General features: G+C 38.1%; 19 protein-coding genes. 14 read left to right on the plus strand and 5 right to left on the minus strand.

All coding sequences use genetic code 11. The annotated features are described in order from the left end of the window. The first annotated feature begins 73 nt into the window (after positions 1-73). From VLZ86_RS10070 to VLZ86_RS10115, 10 genes are all read left to right on the plus strand, one after another. Positions 74-472, plus strand: a complete 399-nt coding sequence (locus VLZ86_RS10070) for a hypothetical protein (RefSeq protein ID WP_325450919.1) — start codon at positions 74-76, stop codon at positions 470-472. Positions 473-538: 66 nt separating this feature from the next. After that, positions 539-1,291 carry a Fe-S cluster assembly ATPase SufC gene (gene sufC / locus VLZ86_RS10075; protein WP_325450921.1) on the plus strand — a complete coding sequence of 251 codons (753 nt, stop codon included), beginning with the start codon at positions 539-541 and terminating at the stop codon, positions 1,289-1,291. 73 nt (positions 1,292-1,364) lie between these two features. Beyond that, positions 1,365-2,678 carry a Fe-S cluster assembly protein SufD gene (gene sufD / locus VLZ86_RS10080; RefSeq protein WP_325450923.1) on the plus strand — a complete coding sequence of 438 codons (1,314 nt, stop codon included), beginning with the start codon at positions 1,365-1,367 and terminating at the stop codon, positions 2,676-2,678. Between the two features lie 149 nt (positions 2,679-2,827). Next, positions 2,828-4,042, plus strand: coding sequence for a cysteine desulfurase (locus VLZ86_RS10085; RefSeq protein WP_325450925.1), 1,215 nt, complete (start codon positions 2,828-2,830; stop codon positions 4,040-4,042). A 24-nt stretch (positions 4,043-4,066) separates the two neighbouring features. After that, complete coding sequence (locus VLZ86_RS10090) at positions 4,067-4,714, plus strand: DUF4377 domain-containing protein (protein WP_325450927.1); 648 nt, start codon at positions 4,067-4,069, stop codon at positions 4,712-4,714. An 83-nt stretch (positions 4,715-4,797) separates the two neighbouring features. Beyond that, positions 4,798-5,220, plus strand: coding sequence for a SufE family protein (locus VLZ86_RS10095; RefSeq protein WP_325450929.1), 423 nt, complete (start codon positions 4,798-4,800; stop codon positions 5,218-5,220). 209 nt (positions 5,221-5,429) lie between these two features. After that, positions 5,430-5,753, plus strand: coding sequence for a DUF59 domain-containing protein (locus tag VLZ86_RS10100; RefSeq protein WP_163516220.1), 324 nt, complete (start codon positions 5,430-5,432; stop codon positions 5,751-5,753). A 156-nt stretch (positions 5,754-5,909) separates the two neighbouring features. Then, positions 5,910-7,745, plus strand: coding sequence for an ABC transporter ATP-binding protein (locus tag VLZ86_RS10105; RefSeq protein WP_325450933.1), 1,836 nt, complete (start codon positions 5,910-5,912; stop codon positions 7,743-7,745). A 202-nt stretch (positions 7,746-7,947) separates the two neighbouring features. Beyond that, positions 7,948-8,454, plus strand: a complete 507-nt coding sequence (locus VLZ86_RS10110; RefSeq protein WP_325450935.1) for a DUF2480 family protein — start codon at positions 7,948-7,950, stop codon at positions 8,452-8,454. A gap of 81 nt (positions 8,455-8,535) precedes the next feature. Further along, positions 8,536-9,474, plus strand: coding sequence for a DUF3078 domain-containing protein (locus tag VLZ86_RS10115; protein ID WP_325450937.1), 939 nt, complete (start codon positions 8,536-8,538; stop codon positions 9,472-9,474). 69 nt (positions 9,475-9,543) lie between these two features. Here the strand turns inward: VLZ86_RS10115 and hflX are convergent, their stop codons facing one another. Then, complete coding sequence (gene hflX / locus VLZ86_RS10120; RefSeq protein ID WP_325450939.1) at positions 9,544-10,758, minus strand: GTPase HflX; 1,215 nt, start codon at positions 10,756-10,758, stop codon at positions 9,544-9,546. Positions 10,759-10,831: 73 nt separating this feature from the next. Here hflX and VLZ86_RS10125 point away from each other — a divergent pair, with 73 nt between their 5' ends. After that, positions 10,832-11,788 carry an endonuclease gene (locus VLZ86_RS10125; RefSeq protein WP_325450941.1) on the plus strand — a complete coding sequence of 319 codons (957 nt, stop codon included), beginning with the start codon at positions 10,832-10,834 and terminating at the stop codon, positions 11,786-11,788. 96 nt (positions 11,789-11,884) lie between these two features. On the opposite strand, the gene VLZ86_RS10130 is transcribed toward VLZ86_RS10125, so the two are convergent. From VLZ86_RS10130 to VLZ86_RS10140, 3 genes are read right to left on the minus strand one after another with little or no spacing between them, the layout of a single operon-like run. Then, positions 11,885-12,259 (minus strand): hypothetical protein, encoded by a 375-nt coding sequence (locus tag VLZ86_RS10130; RefSeq protein ID WP_325450943.1) that lies wholly within the window; start codon positions 12,257-12,259, stop codon positions 11,885-11,887. 26 nt (positions 12,260-12,285) lie between these two features. Next, the gene (locus tag VLZ86_RS10135) at positions 12,286-13,707 is read right to left on the minus strand and encodes a DUF5689 domain-containing protein (RefSeq protein WP_325450945.1); all 1,422 of its coding nucleotides are present in this window, start codon (positions 13,705-13,707) and stop codon (positions 12,286-12,288) included. A gap of 50 nt (positions 13,708-13,757) precedes the next feature. Then, positions 13,758-16,517, minus strand: coding sequence for a TonB-dependent receptor (locus VLZ86_RS10140; RefSeq protein WP_325450947.1), 2,760 nt, complete (start codon positions 16,515-16,517; stop codon positions 13,758-13,760). A gap of 240 nt (positions 16,518-16,757) precedes the next feature. Between VLZ86_RS10140 and VLZ86_RS10145 the strand changes: the two genes are divergently transcribed. Next, positions 16,758-17,810, plus strand: coding sequence for an endonuclease/exonuclease/phosphatase family protein (locus VLZ86_RS10145; RefSeq protein WP_325450949.1), 1,053 nt, complete (start codon positions 16,758-16,760; stop codon positions 17,808-17,810). A 72-nt stretch (positions 17,811-17,882) separates the two neighbouring features. On the opposite strand, the gene VLZ86_RS10150 is transcribed toward VLZ86_RS10145, so the two are convergent. Further along, positions 17,883-19,436: an aldehyde dehydrogenase family protein gene (locus tag VLZ86_RS10150; RefSeq protein WP_325450951.1), complete on the minus strand. Its 1,554-nt coding sequence runs from the start codon at positions 19,434-19,436 to the stop codon at positions 17,883-17,885. 118 nt (positions 19,437-19,554) lie between these two features. Between VLZ86_RS10150 and VLZ86_RS10155 the strand changes: the two genes are divergently transcribed. Together VLZ86_RS10155 and VLZ86_RS10160 are read left to right on the plus strand one after the other, a co-directional pair. After that, positions 19,555-20,640 carry an isoaspartyl peptidase/L-asparaginase gene (locus tag VLZ86_RS10155; RefSeq protein ID WP_325450953.1) on the plus strand — a complete coding sequence of 362 codons (1,086 nt, stop codon included), beginning with the start codon at positions 19,555-19,557 and terminating at the stop codon, positions 20,638-20,640. A gap of 69 nt (positions 20,641-20,709) precedes the next feature. Beyond that, positions 20,710-25,705: alpha-2-macroglobulin family protein (locus VLZ86_RS10160; protein ID WP_325450955.1), on the plus strand; the 4,996-nt coding region annotated here is incomplete at its 3' end.

Consider the following 25,705-nt stretch of genomic DNA (forward strand, 5'->3'; position numbering starts at 1 on the left):
TCAACCTGACCTGAAAGGTTTTAAAAACCTTGTAGGTTAAATTAAGTTTTCTATCTCGCCCAACCCATAATATATGAAAAAAACAATCTTTCTTGTAGTCATTCTAATCGTATTTACCGGCTGCAAAAATGAATCAAAAGCTCCAATTTCAGGAGAGGAGGAACATGATCAGATTGATGTTAGGGAGCTTTCAGGAAATTTCATCTATTTTGATGATGCAGGTGTTTTGCAAACAAAAAGCGAATTGTTTGGTGTTGTTGAAGACGAAAAAGCCCAAGAGCTGATAAAAAGGGCTGAGCCTTTAAAAGACCAACCTACAGATGAGGTCAACGTGACTCTAAAAGTAAAAGTCACCAAAAAGCCAAAACATGAAGAAGGTTGGGAAAATAGAGTAGAAATTATTGATATTATAACTGTTTCAAAGGTGGACGAAAAAAACAGTAAAGTCATAAAATTGAAATCACAAGAATAATAATATAAAAATCAAATTCCGACAGGTATCTATTGGAATTTGTACGTTAACTTTAAGTAAAACCGTATGTTAAAAATCATTGATTTACACGCAAGTGTTGAAGATAAAGCCATTTTAAAAGGCATTAATTTAGAGATAAAAGCAGGCGAAGTTCATGCCATTATGGGACCGAATGGTTCTGGTAAAAGTACTTTGGCATCTGTTATTGCCGGCAAGGAAGACTATGAAGTCACTCAAGGAGATATCCAGTTCGAAAATGAAAGCATAAATGAGTTGGCACCGGAAGATCGTGCTCATAAAGGTGTTTTCTTGTCGTTCCAATATCCGACTGAGATTCCAGGGGTTTCTGTAACCAATTTCATGAAAACAGCCATTAATGAAACCCGTAAAGCAAAAGGGCTTGGAGACATGCCTGCCAATGAGATGTTGAAAATGATTCGTGAGAAATCAGAAATGCTTGAAATTGATCGTAAATTTTTGTCCCGATCGTTAAATGAAGGTTTTTCGGGTGGCGAAAAGAAGCGTAATGAAATCTTTCAATTGGCCATGTTGGAGCCAAAGCTCGCTATCCTTGATGAAACAGATTCAGGATTGGATATTGATGCACTCCGTATAGTAGCTAATGGCGTTAATAAAATTAAAAGTGAGGAGAATGCGGTAATTATTATTACCCACTATCAGCGTTTGTTAGATTATATTATCCCTGATTTTGTACACGTGATGTTTGAAGGACGAATTGTAAAATCTGGTGGTAAGGAATTGGCCCACGAGCTTGAAGAAAAAGGCTATGACTGGATTAAAGAAGAAGTGAACGCGTAATTTAAGTATGCAGTCCATAGTATGCAGTCTTCAGCGACTGCTAACTGAAAACTGCCAACTGAAGACTGAAAAAATGGAACTAAAAGAAAAACTCATAGCCTCATTTATGGCATTCGAAAACTTGGTGGATGTAGATTCGCCAGTTCATGATGTGCGAAGTGAAGCCATCAAAGAATTTGAAACCCAAGGCTTCCCATCAAGAAGGGACGAAGCTTGGAAATATACTTCATTAAATAGTATTTTAAAACACGATTATAGTGTGTTTCCGAAAAGTGAAAACCATATCGATTATAACGATATCAAGAAATATTTCATTCATGATATTGACACCTATAAAATTGTCTTTATCGATGGAAAATATTCTTCACATCTTTCGGAAACCACGCATGACGGGGTTGATATCTGTTTGATGTCATCGGCTTTGTCAAAAGCTAAATACAGACCTATCATTGAAAACTATTTCAATAAAGTGGCTACAAAGGACGGTCTGACCTCATTGAATACGGCGTTTTCTCAGGAAGGTGCCTACATCCATATTCCAAAGAACAAATCGGTAGCAAAACCCATTCAGATTGTTCATTTCTCAACAGGTAATGAAGCAGCATTGATGCTACAGCCACGGAATTTGATTGTTGTGGACGAAAATTCACATGTTCAAATTATTGAGCGTCATCAAAGCTTGACCGAAAATCCTGTATTGACCAATACGGTCACTGAGATTTTTGCAGACAAACGTGCCATTGTGGACTATTATAAAATCCAAAATGATAACGAAAACGCCTCCTTGATTGACAGTACATTTATCAATCAAAAGCAAGAAAGCTGTGCAACCGTGCATACTTTTTCATTTGGTGGTAAATTGACACGAAACAATCTTAGTTTTTATCAACATGGAGAGCGCATCGATTCTACATTAAAGGGCACAACCATTATTGGAAACAGACAGCATGTAGATCACAATACTTTGGTACATCATATGGAGCCAAATTGTGAAAGTCACCAAGATTACAAAGGTATTTTTGATGACAACGCTTCAGGTGTGTTCAACGGGAAAGTATTAGTTGATAGATTAGCTCAAAAAACCAATGCGTTTCAAGCCAATAATAATATTTTGATCGGTGATAAGGCAAGCATCAACACCAAACCACAATTGGAGATTTTTGCGGATGACGTAAAATGTTCGCATGGTTGTACTATTGGTCAGTTGGATGAAAGTGCGATGTTTTATATGCGCTCTAGAGGGATTCCAGAAAAAGAAGCTAAGGCTTTATTGATGTATGCGTTTAGTAACAACGTATTGAGTTCGGTTAAAATTCCAGAAATCAAACAGCGTATTACTAATATTATCGCTAAAAAATTAGGGGTTAATATTGGATTCGATCTCTAGATGTGCCATCCCACAATCCTGATAGCAATCGGGAGGGGATCTCTTTAAATTAATTTCAATTTTTTTTGGAGCTATTTCCAGCTTTCGGCAGTCGCTCTCTGCGAGGAGCTCCAACAATGCCTCAATCTGGGCTATCAAAAAAGATCGCTATGTTGAACGTAGAAACTATAAGAAAAGATTTTCCAATACTTCAAAGACAGGTCAATGGCAAACCATTGGTGTATTTTGATAATGCCGCTACTTCGCAAACTCCGCAACAGGTTATTGACGCCATTGTAGATTACTATTCAAACTATAATGCCAATATCCATAGAGGTGTGCATAGTTTAAGTCAGGAAGCCACCGATAAATATGAAGAAGCGCGATTAAAGATCCAAAAGCACTTCAATGCAAAAGCCTCTCATGAGATTATCATGACGGCTGGCACAACCCATGGTATCAATTTGGTTGCGAGCGGGTTTACAGCACTATTAGAAAAAGGTGATGAGGTTATTGTATCTGCATTAGAGCACCATAGTAATATCGTGCCTTGGCAAATGTTATGCGAACGTACCGGCGCTATTTTAAAGGTCATTCCTATGAATGATGAAGGTGAGCTTGTCATGTCGGCTTACGACGATCTTCTTTCAGAAAAAACAAAACTCGTATTTGTCAATCATATTTCTAATGCTTTGGGCACCATTAATCCTATTGAAAGCATCATACAAAAAGCACATGCCGTTGGGGCGGCAGTTTTGGTAGATGGAGCACAAGCCTGTCCTCACATAAAAGCGGATGTACAAGCTCTGGATGTTGATTTTTACGTGGTTTCGGCCCATAAAATGTGTGGTCCGACGGGTGTTGGAATGCTTTATGGAAAGGAAAAATGGCTCAATAAATTACCGCCATATCAAGGTGGTGGGGAGATGATTGCAGAAGTGTCGTTTGAAAAAACTACGTATGCTGGATTGCCTCATAAATTTGAAGCCGGTACCCCAAATATTTGCGGAGGCATTGCCTTTGGCGCTGCCATTGACTATATGAATCAGATTGGTTTTGAGAAGATTGAGACTTATGAGCACGAACTTCTGGAATATGCCACAAAACAACTTTTAGAGATCGAAGGCTTAAAAATCTATGGCACTTCAAAGCATAAAACCTCGGTAGTATCCTTTAATTTAAACGGTATTCACCCTTATGATGTGGGCACCTTACTCGATAAGATGGGGGTAGCGGTCCGTACGGGACACCACTGTGCACAACCCATCATGGACTATTTTAAAATCCCGGGAACGATAAGGGCTTCTTTTGCATTTTATAATACCAAAGAAGAAATTGATGTCTTGGTGGAAGGCGTTAAAAAAGCTAAAATGATGCTGTCCTAGGCATCAGATTTCAAAATTAAATCTATGATTTCAAAGTTTTTAGCCATTATTTCAATGGTCGTGTTGTTTTTATCCTGTTCATCCAACAATAAAACCCTTCTAATTGCAAATGCCAAAGTTCATTGTACGGGTGTAACATCTCAAAAATGTCTTCAAATTAAGGAATTAGGCGAAACTGACTGGACTTATTTTTACAACGATATTGAAGGTTTTGACTATGTTGAAGGCTTCTATTATAAAATAAAAGTTACGGTTACCGAAGTGGAAAACCCTCCGGAAGATGGTTCTTCACTGAAATATAAATTGATTAAAATTTTAGAAAAATCAAAAGCACCATTAAATTTAGATCAAGGCTCGTGGTTGGTAACACGGGTAAAGGATAGAGAGAATTTTGGGAGAAATCCATTTATTAAGATAGATCTGTCACAAAATGAAATTAGTGGTAACACCAGTTGTAATCGATTTTCGGCAAAAATTGTGGTTACCGATAATAAAGTAGACATCTCTGAGCTATCTTCAACTGAAATGATATGCAGGGATATTGAAGTGGAAACTGCCTTTCTTGATGCCTTGGCAAATGTCACATCCTACACTTTAAAGGATGATAAGCTTCAGTTGTTAAATGATAATAAAGAACTGCTTATAGAATGCAACTACTTAAAATCGGAGTAGCAAATAAGATTTAATGACTTGATATCCATCCTTAAAATGCTTATTTTGAAGAGATAAATTGTAACTTTGTATAAAATTTTAGAATGACTATAAAAGCGATACAAGAAGAGCTCATTGATGAGTTTTCAATGTTTGAAGATTGGGAAGAACGCTATCAATACATGATCGATTTAGGTAAGACTTTGCCTCTCATTGACGAGCAATATAAAACTCAAGAGAACATTATTAAAGGCTGTCAAAGTAAAGTTTGGGTCCATGCTCAAATGGACGGTGATAAAGTGGTATTTACTGCGGACAGCGATGCGATTATTACCAAAGGCATTATTGCGATATTAATTAGGGTGTTTTCAAATCAAAATCCTCAGGACATCATTGACGCCGATACTGATTTTATCGATGCCATTGGGCTTAAGGAACATTTATCACCAACACGTGCCAACGGATTGGTGAGTATGATCAAGCAATTAAAAATGTATGCCATTGCATACCAAACACAGTTAAACTAATTCCTGAATTCCTGCGAAGGCAGGAATCTCATAGTAATTCCTGCAGAAACAGGATCTCAAATTGGATAGTGACATACTTTCTAAAATAGAAAATAGATTTTATACAAACACAGTACACTTGAATCAAGTTGATGCGTTTTATAGTTGAGGTTTCGTTTTCGGAAATAAACTTTAACTCTTTAACTCTTAAACTTCTAAACTTTTAAATAATGAGTGAAAAAATAGATACGTTCGCCTTAGGTGAAAAGATAGTAAATGTGATAAAAACAGTTTATGATCCTGAAATTCCTGTGGATATTTATGAGCTGGGATTGATTTATGATGTTTTTGTCAATGAAGATTACGATGTTAAAATCTTGATGACCTTAACCACTCCAAACTGTCCAGTAGCGGAAAGCTTACCTTTGGAAGTTGAAGAGCGGGTAAAATCAATTGACGAGATAAACTCAGTAATCGTAGAAATGACCTTTGATCCGCCATGGAGTCAAGATTTGATGAGTGAAGAAGCTAAGTTGGAATTGGGGATGCTGTAGTGTTTAATAGGCAGTAGGCAGTTAGTAGTATGCAGTTTTCAGTAAACAGTTAGCGCTTGTTATCTGGTCATCCGTCATCTGTCACTTGTCTTCGGTCACAATACGTATTCATAATTGATATTCAGAACATCTAAATCTTACATCGCACTTTAAAAAATGGCAAGACCAAGTCCAAAATCCTTAAAAGACAAAGACAAAACAAGTTTAAGAAAGTCATTTAGTGCTTTGGTATTTATTCCGCGTTTCTTTAAGGAAATCTGGAAAACCAATAAAAAACTGTTTCTTTTATCGGCATTGTGCCGACTTGTTGGCGCTCTTTTACCGGTGGTTATCCTATGGGTTGGAAAACTCATTATTGATGAGATTATTCTTCAAACTCAAATTGATGCCTCAGATTTAACCCAACTGTGGACTTATGTTGGCATTGAATTAGGGCTCGTAGTCCTTTCTGATCTCATGAGCCGCGCCATTTCTTTGACCGACGGTCTTTTGGGAGACGCTTACTCCATAGATTCTTCAGTGACCATTATTAAAAAAACCAATCAGATAGATATCAGTCTCTTGGAAGATTCTGAATTCTATGACAAATTGGAACGGGCCAGGATGCAAACTGCAGGACGGGTAGGGCTTCTATCCAATGCTTTAGGCGAGGTGCAGAGCTTGATTTCCATTACCACACTTGTTGCCGGATTGATCTACTTTGAGCCTTATCTGATTATTTTATTGGTATTGAGTATTATCCCCTCATTTATTAACGAGATTTGGTTCAGTCAGCAACAATATTCATTGGCAAGAGGCTGGACGGCAGAGAGACGGGAACTGGATTACCTGAGATTTATAGGAGCCAATAATGTCACCGCAAAAGAAATTAAGCTATTCGGATTGACGGATTTTATTGTCGACCGTTTTAAAAACCTTTCCCAGGAGTATTACGAACTGAATAAAAAATTGGCGGTCAAACGCTCCGCTTTGGGCTTTGTGTTCAATGTTTTAGGAACCTTGAGTTATTATGGAGCCTATGTATTCATTATTTATCGGGTGATCTCTGGAGTGATCACTTTGGGAGAATTGACCTTCTTGTCGGGTTCTTTCAATAGACTGACGCGAAACCTGCAGGATTTCTTTTCAAAATTCACAAGAATTACAGAAAGTGCACTTTATTTAAAAGATTATTTTGAGTTTATTGACCTCTCGATTGTTCCGAACCATCTTGAAGACCAGCCTTTGCCCGAAAAGATACAAACAGGTTTTGAATTTCGGAATGTGCATTTTTCTTATCCCGATTCTGAAACTGAAATTCTGAAAGGAGTGAGTTTTAAAATTGCTGCTGGTGAGAAGATGGCTTTTGTAGGTCAAAATGGGGCAGGAAAAACAACGTTGACCAAGCTGATGTTACGTTTTTACGAACCCACATCTGGCGAAATATTGTTGGATGGCATCAATATCAATAGATTTAAACAAAATGACTATCAAAAGTTTTTTGGTGTGATTTTTCAAGATTTTTTCCGTTATGAATTTACGGTCAGGGAAAACATTGCCATTGGCGATATTGACGAGTTGGACAATCAAGAAAAAATCGAGAATGCCGCTCAGTTGAGTTTAGCTAATGAAGTGATTTCTGAATTCAAAAAAGGCTATGACCAACAACTCGGGAAACGTTTTTATAAAGGACAGGAACTTTCTGGCGGGCAATGGCAAAAAGTAGCTTTGGCACGAGCGTACATGAAGGACGCAGAGGTAATGATTTTGGATGAGCCCACTTCAGCCTTGGACGCTAAGGCAGAAAGCGATGTGTTTAAGCGGTTTATTGCATTGACTAAAGGAAAAACTAGCATTATCATCTCTCACAGATTCAGTACGGTCAGACAAGCCGACCGGATCTTGGTATTGGAAGAAGGTAAAGTACTGGAAATGGGAACGCATGAGGAGTTGATGGCAAATGAGGCGCTCTACGCACAACTGTTTCAATTGCAAGCGGAAGGGTATCAATAAAGAGATGTGGTTAAATAATTGGAGGAGATTTATCTCTATAGTGGCCTGTGCCCTGCTTTAACCAATAATTCAACAGTAACTAGGTTTGTGTAGTTATAAGTGTGACCTAGCCCAAAAGCGGGATTAGTTCAACCAACTATCTTTCGCGCACTTCGTGCTTGACAAAATAGGGTTTTACTAACAAAAAACTTAAATTTACATTATGGAAAATGAAATTATCAATAGAGTAGCCAATAGCAAATTGGTGGTGGTAGATTTGGAAGATTTCTATCCTACGGGACAACGTACCGTTTTTGATATCAAGGATTGGTTGTTTCAGGAATTTGTACTTCGTGAAAAAGATTTTAGAGCGTATGCCAATGAACATGATTGGTCACAGTACCAAGATCATTATGTGGCTTTGATATGTACTTCAGATGCCATTGTGCCGGCATGGGCTTTTATGCTCTTGACCATGCATTTAGAACCTTATGCAAAAAAGATTGTGGTGGGCAGTTTGGAACAACTTGAAACGTCCATATATCACGACATCATTGAAAATCTAGAAACTGATGCGTTTGTAGATCAACCGCTCATTATAAAAGGCTGTTCACATAAACCAGTTCCGGCTAATGCATATATTATGCTTTCCCAAAAATTAAAGCCTTTGGCAAGGTCTATTATGTATGGAGAAGCTTGTTCTTCAGTACCTTTGTATAAAAGAAAATAATTGTCATTTTGAAGTATTATTGATTTAGTCGTATCTTTGCACGTTTTTAAAATTAATCTAAAGAATTTAAAACATGAAATTATGAAAAACAAAGTAATTTTAAGCTTCGTCTTAATGCTGACCATGTCTTTTGGTTTTGCACAAACTAAAGAAGAATTACAAGCTCAAAAGTCAGAGAAACAAGCAGTAGCTGATGCCGCACAAGCTGAAGCAAATGCTATCCAAGCGCAAATAGACGCACTTCCTGGCTGGAAAAAAGGTGCTTTTGGAGTTATTGGTGGAAGTTTATCAAACTTCAACAATTGGTATGCACAAGGCGCACCTAACAACAGTTCCGGGAATATTGGAATTAATTTCAATGCCTTTGCCAACAAATTGGAAGACAAATATTTTTGGAGAAACTCGTTGACGGTTAACTTGGCTTGGGTTAAATTGGATGATAAAGATAACCCTGCTGATAATGATAGTTTTCAGCCGACCTCTGATGTATTTAACATCTCGTCTCTTTACGGTCAAAAATTAAGTGACAAATGGGCTGCTTCTGCATTGGGAGAATATAGAACAACCATCTTGAACAATTTTAATGATCCTGGGTATTTGGATTTGGGTGTTGGTTTTACGTGGACGCCGGTTGACGATTTAATTGTTGTGATCCATCCGTTAAACTACAACTTTGTATTTGCAGATAACGATGCCGTATTTGAATCATCTTTGGGTGCTAAAATTATGGCAGACTATACTAGAAAAATCGGTGCAATCGATTTTAAATCTAATCTATCTGCATTTTTCAGTTATAAAGGATCTGATTTATCTAACTGGACATGGACCAACAATTTCAGCTATACCCTTTGGAAAAATATTGGGGTAGGTTTTGATTTTGCCTTGAGAAGCAATAAGCAAGAAGCTTTAAATTATGCGCTAGGTCAGTATAATGGACCAATTGGAAGTGAACCTACTTTTGGTACTGTTGACAATGATCTACAAAGCTACTACACTGTTGGTTTGACTTATAAATTCTAAGTAAAATAAAGTTATATAAAAAAATGCTACCTGATAAGGGTAGCATTTTTTGTATAAAATAGAATTAGATTATTCTTCTTCCTCTACATAATCAGGATAAAGGAAATCGTTATATGGAAAACGGGTGACGTGAATATTTCTCACTTCATCATATACACGATGTTTGAAACTTTCTAGATTTTCTTTGTTCAACGCTGAGATAAAAATGGCGTCATCCCCAATTTTGTTCATCCAAGTTTTTTTCCATTCCTCTAAAGTATAATTCTCCTTGGTTTTAACTGCAACTAAATCGTCCTTATCAAAAGGAACGGGTTCATAGGCATCAATTTTATTGAAGACCATGATGGTAGGCTTTTGTCCACTGTCAATTTCATTCAATATTTTACGAACGGAAGCTATTTGCTCTTCAAAGTTATGGTGCGAAATATCAACAACGTGAAGTAATAGATCTGCTTCCCTCACTTCGTCCAATGTACTTTTAAAGGATTCAATGAGCTGTGTAGGCAGCTTTCTGATAAATCCAACCGTATCACTCACCAAAAATGGCAGATTGCCAATCACCACTTTCCTTACCGTAGTATCAAGAGTGGCAAATAATTTGTCCTCAACAAAAACCTCACTATTGCTAATGACATTCATTAAGGTGGATTTGCCCACGTTGGTATAGCCCACCAGAGCTACGCGCACTAAGTGACCTCTATTGCCACGTTGGACGGCCTGTTGTTTGTCAATGACCTTTAATTTATCTTTTAGGAGTGTGATTCGATCCCTAACGATACGACGGTCAGTTTCAATTTCGCGCTCCCCAGGACCACGCATTCCAATACCTCCTCTTTGACGCTCCAAGTGGGTCCACATCCCTTTTAATCTTGGGAGTAAATATTCACATTGCGCCAATTCAACTTGTGTTCTTGCGTAACTGGTTTGGGCACGTTGAGCAAAGATATCAAGAATAAGATTCGTCCTATCCAATACCTTGCATTCTAGTATCTTGCTTATATTCCGTTCTTGTGCAGCCGATAACTCATCATCAAAAATGGCGGTATCAATTTCATTTTCTTTGATGAAATTCAATACTTCTTGCAACTTTCCTGTCCCTATAAAAGTTTTGGGATGTGGTGTTTCCATCTTTTGCTTGAAGCGTTTTACTACTTCTCCACCAGCGGTATAAGTTAAAAACTCCAATTCATCTAAATATTCTCTAGCCTGTAGTTCATCTTGGTCTTTGGTGATTACTCCAATTAAAACGGCTCTTTCTAATTTTATATCTGTTTTTTCTAGCATAAATGTATTTAAAATACAAAGTTACATAATTGATTGGCTATCATTTAGTATTTTTAAAACTTAAATTGTTAATGTGACCCTCCAAACCCCAAATTCTGAAATCTTTACGATTGCTTTTTATAATACGGAGAACTTAGTGGATTATATAGATAATCCGCTGACTCTTGATGATGGATTTTTAGAAACATCCTCTAAAAAATGGACCAAAGTAAGATATGAAAAGAAAATTTATAAAATAGGACTGGCAATTTCCAAAATAGGATTTGATGATCTTCAAAAACCTCCTACATTAATTGGTTTGTCTGAAGTTGAAAATGACAAGGTCTTGAAGGATTTGGTGAATAGCCCCCACTTGAAAAACCATCGCTACGGTTTTCTACGGTATGATTCCCCGGATGAGCGAGGCATTGATGTTGCCTTATTATATGACACTGATAATTTTACCTTGATAGCCTCAGAAAACATAGCCCTTAATGTTGAAAGTGAACTAGGTGTGAGAGATTATACCAGAGACATTCTTAAGGTAAGTGGTTATTTAGATGGAGAAAAAATTCACATTCTGGTCAATCACTGGCCCTCAAGGCATCAGGAGTCTGATACCACGGGACATAAACGGATGTTTGCTGCCCAAAGGGTGGCTGGTCTTATTGATGACATCATAAAGAATGAGGCGGATGCGAAGATTATCATCATGGGCGATTTTAATGACAACCCTAAAAATGAAAGTATTCAATACTTAAAAAACACCAAATCATTATTTAACCCCATGGAAAAGCTGATGTCTTACACCAGGGGTAGTGCCACCCACAATTTTAAATGGATCCTGTTTGATCAAATTATGATGACCCAAAATTTTTTAGAACCATATAATAAAGGTTTAAAGTTTTTGAAAGCTGATATTTTTGATGATAAATTCTTAGCGGAATATCGTGGGAAATATAAAGGACAACCTTTTAGAACCTATGCAGGTAAAAAATATAAGGGAGGCTTTAGTGATCATTTTCCTGTGTATATTCAATTGAAAAAATAGAGGTCAGGCAATATGGATACAACAAGATCCTTTAAATATTTATAGCAAAAAAGTAAATTTAATTACTCTAAAAGATATTTATCTCGAGAGGACACACTAAAAAACCTTCATAAAAATTACAGCTAAAAATATAGCTACAACAGGGATCAGCCAAAGTGTAAAAACACCATAACCCGATTTCTTCTTTTGATTGGCGTTCATGATCTTTCGTTTTTTACCGCTGTATTGGATCCAATTTATAAAGTAAAGAATTAGGGAAGCCAATGCGTACAATACCCAAGCTTTTGTTGCGGACATGGTTGCCACGTGCATCTGATGGAAGAATTCGGCAAAGAACACGCCTAAAACAAGCAACAGCGAGGCTTGTACGATGGTGATATAGACAATGGCAATGGTGTTGGCCTTTTTTTTATAAGTGCCATTTTTATAATAGTTAAAACTATTGAAAAACAGTTGGTCAAATAGGGTCATATAAAGTTGGTGTCATTAAGATTTTCTCATTTTTCCAAAATAAGAATGGTGTCAATTAGGTATGCGCCAGACAATGATGTTGTTCTTCCATTGCCAGTCACTTTAAAGGCAATGTACAAAATTCCGTCATAAGACGAGAGATCAATTAAACCAGAATCAAGGAATTCATGGGATGCGGTGTTTTGAGACGGCAAGGAAGCTTCCAAATGGTGCCAGGTTGCGCCTTGAACATTGGTGCCATCATAATCTGTAGATATCATTACTTCCAAAATATTGGTGGACGACCTGACCTGATATTGTGCAGCTTTGAAATTTAAATAAGCTTGAGACTGTAATTTTTTATTATAACCTGGTGTTATCAGCCATCCTATGTTAGAAGTATTACCCGATCCCAAAGGATTAAATTGTGCATATCCGTTCCCGTCAGAACTATAGGTTTTCCACTTTACTTTTCCGGCTTGCGCAAAATTTGTCCATCCTTCAAAATCTAAATCGGTGTCGTCAACTACCGATTCAAAATCTTCTTTAAATACCATGTTGAAATTATCAAAGCCCACTGGCGTGCATCGCTTTTCATTCATTGTCACACCATTCAAATCATTCAACACCAAGACGATCGCTTTGCCGTCAAACGTTTTTGTAATTACGCCCTTAATGGTCCCATTTCCAAGAGGCAGCAATACATCTTTAAAGGTTGTAAAAGAACTTGTTTCCAAAGGGAAATAATAATAACCAATATCACTGGAGCACGTTTGCATCTCTCTAAGCGTATCAAAATCCTGAGCAGGATCAAAGTAGCGTTCTCCTTCCAAGTCATCATTGAATTCCACGTCATTAAATTCCACGTAAAGCCCCAAATGTGTCGCGTTAATTTCTGAAAATTGAAGTTGCAGCGGTACTACTTCTATAGTGTTTTGTGAACGTAATAAATGCTGTTTACGTTGGTTTTCGGTCAAACGTTTTACAGTGGTTCCATATTGATCAGTAGCAATTTCTCCGCCGATGGTCACAAGCCCATTGCCCACACGTTCCTCGCCTATATAAAGACCTTTCAAATTGACATAAATTTCTCTTCCAAAATTATATTGGTTATAAGTTTCCACTTGATTGAGAATGACTTTGATACCGGCAGTAGGATTTTCTGCTGCATTTTGAAGATAGATTTCTTTAAAAAAATTACCTTCTTTATCGGAAGAACTGATGTAGCCTTTAATATAACTATGCGTGTCAATTAATACCGGTTTTTTGTAATTGTTGGCGTATTTTAATTTCAATTCGGTAAATGAAACTTCAACGGCGTCACTCGCTAAAAGTGCTTCCAGGCCTTTATTTTCTTCAACACCCAGGTCATTAGGAACCGAAAAATCATCGTCTTGTACACAAGAAGTCATCATCATGCTCAGGGCAGTCGTGATGAAAGTAGCTAAAATTCTCTTTGTCTTAAACATATTCTTAATGTTTTTGAAGTTTTTAATCCTCCTTGTTTTTCTTTTTATTTTTAGAATCGAACATGCACGTTTAAAAAGTAAGTCGTCCCACGGCCATACCAATATTTGGATCCAAACACAGGAATCTCATTACTGGCGTCTTTTTTCAGCACTCTATAATTGGCATTCCTTCCTTGTTCAAAGCCTCCAGTTTTATGCACTGCGTCCAAGATGTTATTGATACTGCCAAAGAAACCCACAAAATAACTGTTGATCCGCCATGATTTTCCACCCACAAGATTCACGATCATATACGGTTCAAATTTTTCCTGTTTCAAAAGCTGTCTTGCCACTTCCGGATCATAGTCGTTAAAAGGTAAACCATCAGCATCCGTATAGAAATTACGTGTTCTGGTTAGTGGACTGATGTCGATGTAAGTGTTGTCAAAAAAGTTTGCCGTGGCGCCGAACCACCAATAATCGGGATCCCGATATTCAAAACCTACAGAGTATGCCGATTGTGGCCCACCGGCAAGTCTATAGTTTTTAAGCTGGGATTGTCCAAAATCAATCCCGTTGGGATTGGTGAAACTTGAAGAGGTCAAGTATAAATTTGGATTGTTGGCATAGGTATATTGCCCGTAAGAAGCGACCCCTTTAATTTTTATGCCTGGTGTAACTTGTGCTTCAATGCCAAATTCCCCACCAAAATGTACTTTGTCAATCCCTTGTGAAATTTCTTGAACAAATGCTGAGGTCTGGTTTTCTGAGATTTCAAAACTGCTCAGACCATCGGCGTAATAAAATGAGATTTTATTGGCATCTTCAATTTTAGAATAAAAACCGGTCAATTTTGCCTTTACAATGGATGAACGAAAAATATAGCTCCCATCCACAGAAATTATTTTTTCATCGGTTATGTTTTTCACAACGTTGTGATTTTCCCTGGCGTTTGAATACGTGTTTCTAAGCGATGGAGCTTTTGAAAGATATCCCGCATTAACATCCAATACATGTTTTCCACTAAGCTTATAGGTCAGTCCAGCTTTGGTTCCGAAACCTGTAAAGCTTAGTTTTTCGCCTTTTCCGAGAGAATTGGTCTCGTAAATCTCATGCTGATAGAGGCCTTCGCGTTGATAAGTGGTGTTTGAAACATTTAATGCTGCAAAGTATTCTACTTTTTTGTACTTAAATTGCGCTTGTACAAATCCAGAAATCACGGTAGCATAAATGTTGTAGTTGTATCTATACCGATCACCTTCACCGACAATACTATTCGGATTTTGTAAATCATATTGAATATTGTCAAAAGAATCGACATTCAAAATACCCAGTGCACCCAATAAATCTTTGACCTCAGCAAAATTCTCAGACTTTAAATGGCGATAATTGATAGCGCCATTTATAGTCATATGGTCGGTAAGATCAGAAGTAAAAATACTATTTATGGTTATTTGGGTGTCATCATTTCTGTCCTCGTATAAAGCATAGGCTGCGTTTAAACCACTGCTATTATTGGTAATGTTGGCATCATAAATTCTGTTCCAATCAATTTGTCCGTCTTTCAAAAAGGCTTGTTCCAGTTGATAAGCCTTGGCATAATCTGGACCATTTTTATCAGCTAAAGCATAACTCGGAAGTTTTTGATAGTACGCAGGACTTGGATTGGCGCCACCAGGATAATCCAATCGGCTGTTACCAGTACTACCAAATTGGTAGCCAAGGTTAGTGTTGAGAATGGTTTTTTTGTTTAAGGCCCAATAATGATTCAACATAAAGATAGGCTCATCCACCTTCTTAACACGTGAATTGCGTTTTTCGCCATTTTGAAATCCCCAATACTCATTGTATTTTATTCCTTTTAAATCGTAAACTTCTTGTGTGTTTGGAGAAGATTTTCCTCGTTGATTCGGCGCATAAAAAGAGGTAAAATTGATACTATGTTCGTCATTTATTTTCTTCTCAACGGAAGCAAAGAATGAATTGGAGGCATAGAATGTGGCGTCTTGAAAACCTTCTTCTCCCCAACGCCTTCCAACAGCAGCAGATATTGACCAACCGCCATCCATAAGACCTGTGGCATAACTTGCAATGACCCTTTGTGTATAACTTCTGTCCGAGATTGAGTAAGTGACACGACCGCCCTTTCTATATTCTGAAGCTCTGCTAGTGATGTGGGTTGATCCTAAGACGCCACCAAAAGTATAATTTGAGGGTGACAAGTTTGTTGACAGTTCTTGATTTCTCAACACGTCATTTAAACCACCCCAATTACTCCATTCCGGCCGTCCATTGTACAGCTTATTCATCTCAATACCATTTATCAATATTGAACTGTTTTCGGAATCAAGACCTCTAACTTTAAAAAATGAAGAGCTAAACTCAAAAGCGACGGTACGTTGGTAAACATCTTGAGACGACTGTAAAAGTCCGGAAATGTTATCTGAGCCACCCGTAGCGTCATCATTTAACTCATCATCAGATAAGGTGATGATGTACATGTCAACGGAATCAGCAACATTAATATCGAGCATCATATCACTGATATCCAAAACTTTACCTTCATTGACAATAATGGGAAATCGTTTGGTAACATACCCCGCTTTTTCAACTTTGAGTATGTGTTCTCCTAAAGGGACATTGGAAGTGAAACTGAATTTTCCTTCGGCATCGGTGTGTGCAATTTGAAAGGTTTCCTCAATGGTGATGATGACGTTAGGGATGGGAACATTAGTAGTACCATCAATAACACTCCCTTTTACGATGGTTTCTTGCGCAGTGGCAGAAAAAACAGAGAGAATTCCAAATAATAAAACTGAACTTTTTTTCATAAGAACATTTTTTTATTTCAGTTTTGAAAAACCTATCTGCTATAGTTACCTCTTCATTTGGCTCAAAATAGTGTCATATTCATAGCAAAAAACCAAGTTTGACCTAATCCTGATTGAGATTATAAATTTTTTCTTTACCACCTAGTTATTAGGCATTTAAGATAGTCAAAATATGTATTGTTTATAATAAAGTTTTACATTTGGTATAATTTTTAGTGACTTATAAAAAATGTGTTAAGCATGAAATTTCAAAAATTAATTTTCACCTTGATTTTTTCACTGTTGGTCACCAATCTTTGGTCTCAAGAAACTAAAAGATTTAAGATCCATACCCTTGCCTTTTATAATTTGGAGAATTTATTTGATACGATTAATGATCCTACCATATTTGACGAGGCGAGTCCGATAATGGAAATGAACACGGGAAGGTCAGAAGTGTACAAAAAGAAGGTCCACAATATGGCGCGGGTTATTGCAGATATTGGTGCAGATGGCGCGGGTAACGCTCCGGCGATATTGGGTGTTGCTGAAATTGAGAACCGGAGTGTCATGGTGGATGTGATCAATGATCCGTTGCTGTTGGGATATGATTATGGAATCATTCATTATGATTCTCCAGATAAACGTGGCATTGACGTAGGAATGATTTATCAAAAGGCAATATTTCAGCCTATTTATACAAGTAATCATACTTTATATATTTATGATGACCTCACCAGAAATCGGGTATATACAAGAGATCAGCTTTTAGTGACTGGGAATTTGGAGGGCGATTTGATACACATTATTGTCAACCACTGGCCCTCACGAAGTGGAGGGGAAGAGCGCAGTAGAAGCAAACGCATTGGTGCGGCAAAACTAAACAAGCGGATTATCGATTCCTTACAGATCACGGATCCTTATGCCAAGATTATTACCATGGGCGATTTAAATGACGATCCCATTAACGTTAGTGTAAAAGACATATTACAAGCAAAAGCAGAAAAAACAGAGGTCGAATTAAAGGGCATTTACAACCCTTACGAAAATTTTTATAAAAGTGGATTGGGTACAAATGCCTATCGTGATGCCTGGAGTTTGTTTGATCAAATTATGATGACCCAGCCGTTATTGGAAAAGGATTACTCTTCGTTCAGGTTTTATAAAGCCTTTATCTACAACAAAAATTATTTGACCACAAAACGAGGCCGATGGAAAGGGTATCCGTTCAGGAGTTTCGCCGATGAAGGATTTACCGGTGGCTTTAGTGACCATTTTCCGGTTTATATTTACTTGATAAAGGAAGTAGAATAAAACATTACCTTATTAATATAAAAAAAGCCACTTTCAAGAAAGTGGCTTTTAAAATAATAGATGTATACCGGTTTACAAGTCAAACTTAATTCCTTGCGCCAATGGTAAATCTGCTGTGTAATTAATGGTATTTGTCTGGCGTCTCATGTACACCTTCCATGCATCTGATCCTGATTGACGTCCGCCACCAGTATCTTTTTCTCCTCCAAAAGCACCGCCAATTTCTGCACCAGAAGTTCCAATATTCACGTTTGAAATTCCACAATCAGACCCTTGTACAGATAGGAAAGCTTCGGCTTCACGTAAATTATTCGTCATAATTGCTGAAGACAAGCCTTGCATCACACTATTTTGAATTTCAATGGCATTATGTACATCTCCAGAATACTTTAATAAATAAAGAACAGGAGCAAATGTTTCATGCTGAACGATTTCATATTCAGGTTTTGCTTCTGCAATGGCTGGTTTGACATAGCATCCACTTTCAAAGCCTTCGCCTGAAAGCACGCCGCCTTCCACGATGATTTTTCCACCTTCTTCAACTACTTTTTCTAATGCATCTTGGTACATTTTAACGGCATCCTTATCAATTAACGGCCCCACGTGGTTATTTTCATCCAACGGATTACCAATACGTAATTGTTTGTAGGCAGTGATCAAGGCCTCCTTAACTTTATCATAGACACTCTCATGGATGATCAATCTTCGTGTTGAGGTACAACGTTGTCCTGCGGTACCAACAGCACCAAAGACAGCACCGATGATGGTCATTTTTATATCAGCATCTGGCGTAACGATGATGGCATTGTTACCACCCAATTCCAATAAAGATCTTCCTAAACGTGCTGCAATTTCCTGAGCTACAATTTTACCCATTCTGGTTGAACCTGTTGCGGAAATTAATGACATACGGGTATCCTTCGTCATCATTTCACCCACGCGGTAATCACCAGTAATCAAACAAGAAATACCCTCTGGCAAATTGTTGGCCTTAAAAACTTCGGCCGCTATATTTTGACAAGCGATGCCACATAGTGGTGCTTTTTCACTTGGTTTCCATACACAAACATCACCACAAACCCACGCCAAAGCGGTGTTCCACGACCAAACGGCTACTGGGAAGTTAAACGCCGAAATAATTCCAACAACACCTAATGGATGGTATTGCTCATACATTCTATGTCCTGGACGTTCAGAATGCATGGTCAAACCGTGAAGTTGACGGGAAAGTCCGACAGCAAAATCACAGATATCAATCATTTCCTGTACTTCGCCTAAACCTTCTTGATAGGATTTACCCATTTCATAGGATACCAACTTACCAAGGGCTTCTTTTTTTTCTCTCAATTTCTCACCAAATTGACGTACAATTTCACCACGTTGAGGGGCTGGCATCAACCTCCAAGTTTTAAAAGCCGAAGTTGCAGTCTGCATGACCTTTTCATAATCTTCTTTGGTGGTAGTTTTGACCTTACCTATCAGTTTTCCATCTACTGGAGAGTAGCTTTCAATAACCTCGCCGTTAGAAAAATTATTCGAGCCTGTAGAAGAGCCCTCATTTATATCTTTAACGCCTAATTCCTTTAAGGCTTTTTCAATTCCAAAATCTGTAGCAACTGCTTGCATATATATGTTTTTTTATTAATTAATGATTCTTGCGAAGATAACAATAAAATGTCGCTTTTTGAAACCTGAGCTTCTTAAAAAAATGCTAACTTTAAGGCTGATTTTCAATTTATATACTATGAAAAACCTGTTTTATTTGTCCTTCTTGATGCTTTTATTTTTAAACTGTAAGGACGATCAAAAAACTTCTGCTTTAGAGCAACAAACAACAACTCAAACGCCAGATTCTAAGGATGTCGAGTTTAAAAAAACCAATGAATTTGCCATTGTCATCCACGGAGGTGCCGGCACCATTTTGAGGGAAAACATGTCGGCAGAAGATGAAGCTGCCTATAACGCCAAGTTAGAGGAAGCTATTAGGGTTGGGCATGACATCCTAAAAAATGGTGGATCAAGTTTGGATGCTGTTGAAAAGACGATCAACGTTTTAGAAAATTCCCCTTTATTTAATGCGGGAAAAGGAGCCGTGTTTACAAATGCGGGTCTCAATGAATTGGATGCTTCTATCATGGATGGTAAAAATTTGGATGCTGGGGCTTCTGCAGGTACAAAAACAGTAAAAAACCCCATCAATTTAGCAAGGGCAGTGATGGAAAATTCGCCTCATGTGATGTTGTCTGGGGAGGGCGCAGAGCAATTTGCAAAAGAACAAGGTTTAGAAATTGTGGATCCATCTTATTTTTATACCGAAGCGCGTTTCAAAGCATTAGAAAGGGTAAAAGCTTCTGAAGAAATTGAAACTGCTAGAGATAAATCGGCTTTTTATGACCCCATAATAAAAGATTCAAAATTTGGAACCGTGGGCTGTGTGGCCTTAGACAAAAATGGAAATCTTGCTGCAGGAACTTCCACTGGGGGCATGACCAATAAACGTTGGGGACGTATTGGCGATGCGCCTATCATTGGTGCCGGCACTTATGCCAATAATGCCACCTGCGCGGTAAGCAGTACCGGATGGGGTGAATATTTTATACGTGCTATGGTTGCTCATGATATTTCGGCATTGATGGATTATAAGGGGTTGAGCTTACAGGAGGCTGCTAAAGAGGTTATTCAGAAAAAAGTACCAGATCTGGGTGGTGATGGTGGAATTATTGCCGTAGATAAAGATGGAAATATGGTGATGGAATATAATACTGAAGGCATGTATAGAGCGTCAATGGACGCTTCTGGAAACCTAACTATCGGGATTTACAAAGACTAATTTTTAGAATTAGCTCTATATTTACAATAGCCTTAACCGTCTTAATTGCCATTTAACACCATGAATTGTATGTCCTTTAAAAATAGTATTACGTGTCTCTTTGCACTACTTCTTGTGGTTTCCTGTAAAAAAGAAAGCACTTCACATGAAGAAACAGATAATCTTTTCAAGTTTCGTGATTATATTAGTTACACCACTGCGGGACGTGTATCTATTGCTGACCCTATCCAAATAAATCTAACCAAAGATGTGGAAGGCTGGACTATGGGACAGGAAATTTCTGATAAGATTGTCACTATTAAACCTCATGTTCAGGGGAGATTATTGGTGGAAAACGCGCACTCCCTAATTTTTAAACCAGACGAAACACTTCAACCTGATACGGAATATAGTGTGACGGTTAAGTTGGACAAGATTTATAAAAATCAACCCAAAGATTTTGGAACCTATACCTTTCAGTTCAAAACGATTGCACCTAACTTCAATGTCGTCACAAATAATTTACAGTCTTACAGCAAAAACTGGCAGTACTTGGAAGCAGCGTTAAAATCGGCAGATATTATTGATATCAAAGATGCCAAACAACTTGTAGAAGCCTCACAAAACGGTAAGAAACTTAAGTTACAATGGAATGAGTCCATTGAAAAATCTAAGGTTTTTGAGTTCAAAATTGACAGCATTAATCGACTTATTGAAGACAGCGAAATTTTGGTCAAATGGAATGGGAAAGCTATTAAAGCTGATAATTCTGGAACAAGTAAGTTCAGTATTCCGGGCATCAATAATTTTACCATCGTTAATGTGGAAGTGGTTCAGACACCAGAACAGTACTTATCACTTAACTTTTCTGATCCTTTAAAAAAGCAACAAAACTTTGATGGTTTGGTGACCATTCAAAATTCTAAAAACCCAAAATATATTGTGGATGGTAACGTGTTAAAGGTCTATCCAGATTCAAAATTGGTGGGTGATGTTTTGGTTGATGTTTTTCCAGGGATAACCAATACAGACGGTTTTAAACTTAAAAAACAATTCTCAGAAACAATTTCATTTGAAGAATTAAAACCACAGGTACGGTTGATCAGTAATGGCACTATTCTACCGAATTCCAACGCATTAAAATTCAATTTTGAAGCCGTTAATTTGAAGGCAGTTGATGTACGCATCATCAAGATATTTGAAGATAATGTGTTGCAATTTCTTCAGGACAACCAATTGCAAAGTAATAATGAATCGGCTATAAAACGTGTTGGGCGCCGGATAGCCAAACAAACCATTACTCTACAAAATGATGCCGTTCAAAATGACGGCAAGTGGAAAGCCTATAGCATTGATCTTTCTAAATTTTTCAATGCTGATCCGGGTGCCATTTATCGTGTAGAATTGAGCGTCAAAAAGGAATATTCCATGTTCAATTGTGATAATTATGCGAATGTTGAAAATTCAGGCGATGATTCTTATGACGACTATTCCTACGATGATTATTATTATGAAGAGAATTACAATGAGAGCACTACTGAAGATGAAGATCTGCGCGAAGAAGACTATTGGGATAATTTAATCTACAGCTACAGAAATTCCAACTACAATTGGAATGAACGCAACAATCCATGCCACGAAGCGTATTACAATGAAGATCGCATCGTTTCGCAAAACTTACTCGCGTCCAATTTGGGCGTTATCGTAAAACAAGGCGCCAACAATACTCATTATTTTGCGGTCACTAATATTTTAGATACGAGTCCTGAGGCTGGAGCAATGGTAAGATTGTATAATTTCCAACAGCAGGAAGTGGGAAGAGCAACAACTGATAGCGAAGGTTTGGTATCGTTTAAAACCAATAAACTTGCAACTTTCGCCATAATTACCAAAGGAAAAAACACTACGTATATCAAATTGGTAGATGGCAATTCGTTGTCGTTAAGCAAATTTGATGTGTCTGGAAATAGCTTGCAACGTGGGCTTAAAGGATATATCTATGGCGAACGCGGGGTTTGGCGCCCTGGAGATTCATTGTTTTTAACCTTTATGTTGAATGATAACGACAATAAATTACCAAAAGGACATCCTGTTAAAATGGAAGTCACCGACCCCAGTGGTAAACTGATTTACAAGAACATCAATACAGAAAACATCAATAATTTCTACCGTTTTACCGTACCCACACATAGTGAGGACAAAACTGGAAATTATAGTGCAAAGGTGTCTGTTGGTGGCGCTTCGTTTTATAAGAGTTTGCGTATCGAAACTGTAAAGCCCAACCGACTAAAGATCCAAATTGATTTTGAAGATGAAGTGCTTTCCAACAATGCACCTTTAAATGGCACTCTGGATGTTAAATGGTTGCATGGCGCTCCTGCAAAAAATTTGAAAGCTGAGATAAAAGCTAAATTCAGCACCTCTTATGAAGGCTTCAAAAATTATAAAGAGTATGAATTTGTGGATCCAACACGATCATTTTCTTCAGAAGAAATAAATGTTTTTGAAGGCAGTTTGAATGAGGACGGTATCGCAAAGGTCAAAAAATCTTTGAATATTGGCAAAAATGCTCCAGGATTGTTGAACGTTCAATTTCTGGTCAGGGCTTTTGAAAATGGCGGCGATTTCTCATTGGATGCGTTTACAAAAACTTACGCACCTTACAATTCTTTTGTCGGATTGAAATCCCCGGAGGGAGATCGCTACGGGTCGTTTATAACAGATCAAAATCAAACGTTTGATATCGTTACGGTCGATGCGAAAGGCAATCCTTTAAAACGCGAAAATCTCGACGTAAAAGTCTATAAAATCGAATGGCGTTGGTGGTGGAATTCAGCTGAGGATAATTTGTCAAGTTATGTGTCCAGCAATTTTCATCGCTCTTACTTAGATAAAAAAGTTACTACCGATTCCAACGGAAAAGGAAAGTTCACCCTAAACATTCCAGAAAATGCGCGTGGACGTTATTTGATCAGAATTACAGATCCAGAAAGTGGTCACGCAACGGGAAGAACAGCCTATTTCTACAAAGATTGGTATCAAAATTCGCCAGATACAGATAAGGAAGCGGCCAAAATGTTGGTCTTTTCAGCCGATAAAGAAAATTATAATGTCGGGGAAACCGCTAAGATTACCTTCCCGTCAGGCACTCAAGGCAGGGCACTTGTTAGTATTGAAAATGGATCTGAAGTCCTGTCGTATAAATGGGTAATGACTACGCAAGGTGAAACAACGGTTAATATTCCCATCACAGCTGAAATGGCGCCCAATGTATTTGTCAATATCTCGCTTTTGCAACCACATGCCACAACGGCTAATGATTTACCAATTCGTTTATTCGGAGTGATCCCAATAATGGTTGAAAACCCAGCCACCAAATTATATCCGGAAATCAGGATGCCAGATGTGCTTCAGCCAGAACAAAACTTTGAAGTTGTGGTGAGCGAAAAGAATAAAAAGTCAATGACCTACACCATCGCTATTGTTGAAGAAGGTTTATTGGATCTTACCCGATTTAAAACGCCCAATGCCTGGGATGAGTTTTTTGCACGTGAAGCCTTGGGTGTGAAAACGTGGGATGTTTTTGACGATGTCATCGGCGCTTACAGCGGCAGCATTGATCAGGTATTCGCTATTGGTGGTGATGCCAATGCCGCCGCAGGTAAAAACAAAAAAGCCAACCGATTTAAACCGGTGGTTACTTATTTAGGACCTTTCACTTTGGGTGCAGGTGAAAGGAAATCGCATAAAATAAAAATACCAAACTATATTGGGGCAGTTCGGGCGATGGTTGTTGCAGGAGATGCAAAAACCGAAGCTTATGGCAGTGTCGATAAATCGGTACAGGTTAAAAAGCCATTGATGGTCTTAGCATCACTACCACGAAAATTGAGTCCTGGAGAGAAAGTGACCTTACCGGTTACGGTATTTGCCATGGAATCTAAAGTAAAGAATGTCAGCATCAGCTTAAAGCTCAGTGATGGTATTTCAGTGGTTGGAGACAAATCCAAAACACTCCATTTTGAAAAGCCAGACGAGCAAATGACTTATTTTGAATTGGATGTGAGTAAGGCAAAAGGCTTCAATACAGTAGAAGTGATTGCCAGCGGGAATGGAGAAAAATCCACTTACAAAGTAGAAATTGATGTTTACAATCCTAATCCGATCAGCTCAAAAACATGGGATGAAACTTTAGAAGCCAATGCTTCAAAAACGATGGAATTCTCAACCTTTGGTGAAATGGGAACCAATAGTGCAACCGTGGAGTTTTCCACTTTGCCACCCATGGATTTCTCCCGACGTTTACAGTTTTTGGTACAGTATCCACATGGCTGTTTGGAGCAAACCACTTCTGGGGTATTTCCACAATTATACTTGACGGATATCTTCGATTTGACCGCTCAGAAAAAACAGGAAATCCAAAGCAATATTGAGAGCGGAATAAAGCGTTTGGGTAATTTCCAATTGGCATCAGGTGGCATGAGTTATTGGATGGGAGAAAATAATGCAGATGATTGGAGCACAACCTATGCAGGGCATTTTATGTTGGAGGCGGAGAAAAAAGGCTTTGTATTACCGTTGACGTTTAAGAGCAATTGGTTGCGTTACCAAAAACAGGCCGCGAGCGATTGGCGCCCAAGTTTCCGAACTGCCAATACCGATTTAGCCCAGGCTTATCGTCTATACACATTGGCATTGGCGGGCAGTGCAGATTTGGCAGCCATGAACCGTTTGCGTGAGTTTAGCGAAATTTCAAATGAAGCCAAATGGCGATTGGCTGCAGCCTATGCTTTGGCAGGACAGAAAGAAGCGAACGATAAGATTGCGAGTACGGCAAATATCAACTTCTTGCCTCCAAAATATAATTATTATACCTACGGTTCTGTAGATAGAAATAGAGCAATGGCCTTGGAAACCATGGTATTGACCAAAAATCCTAAAATGCGCGAATTGGCACAGGATCTCGCCAAAGATCTTTCCAGTAATCGATGGATGAGCACGCAAACCACAGCCTATAGCTTATTGGCGATGGCAAAAATGGTGGAAGCAAACGGCGGAAAAGCATTAAAAGTGGAATACACCTTAA

The sequence above is a fragment of the Gelidibacter sp. genome, from assembly GCF_035515035.1.
Taxonomy (GTDB): domain Bacteria; phylum Bacteroidota; class Bacteroidia; order Flavobacteriales; family Flavobacteriaceae; genus Gelidibacter.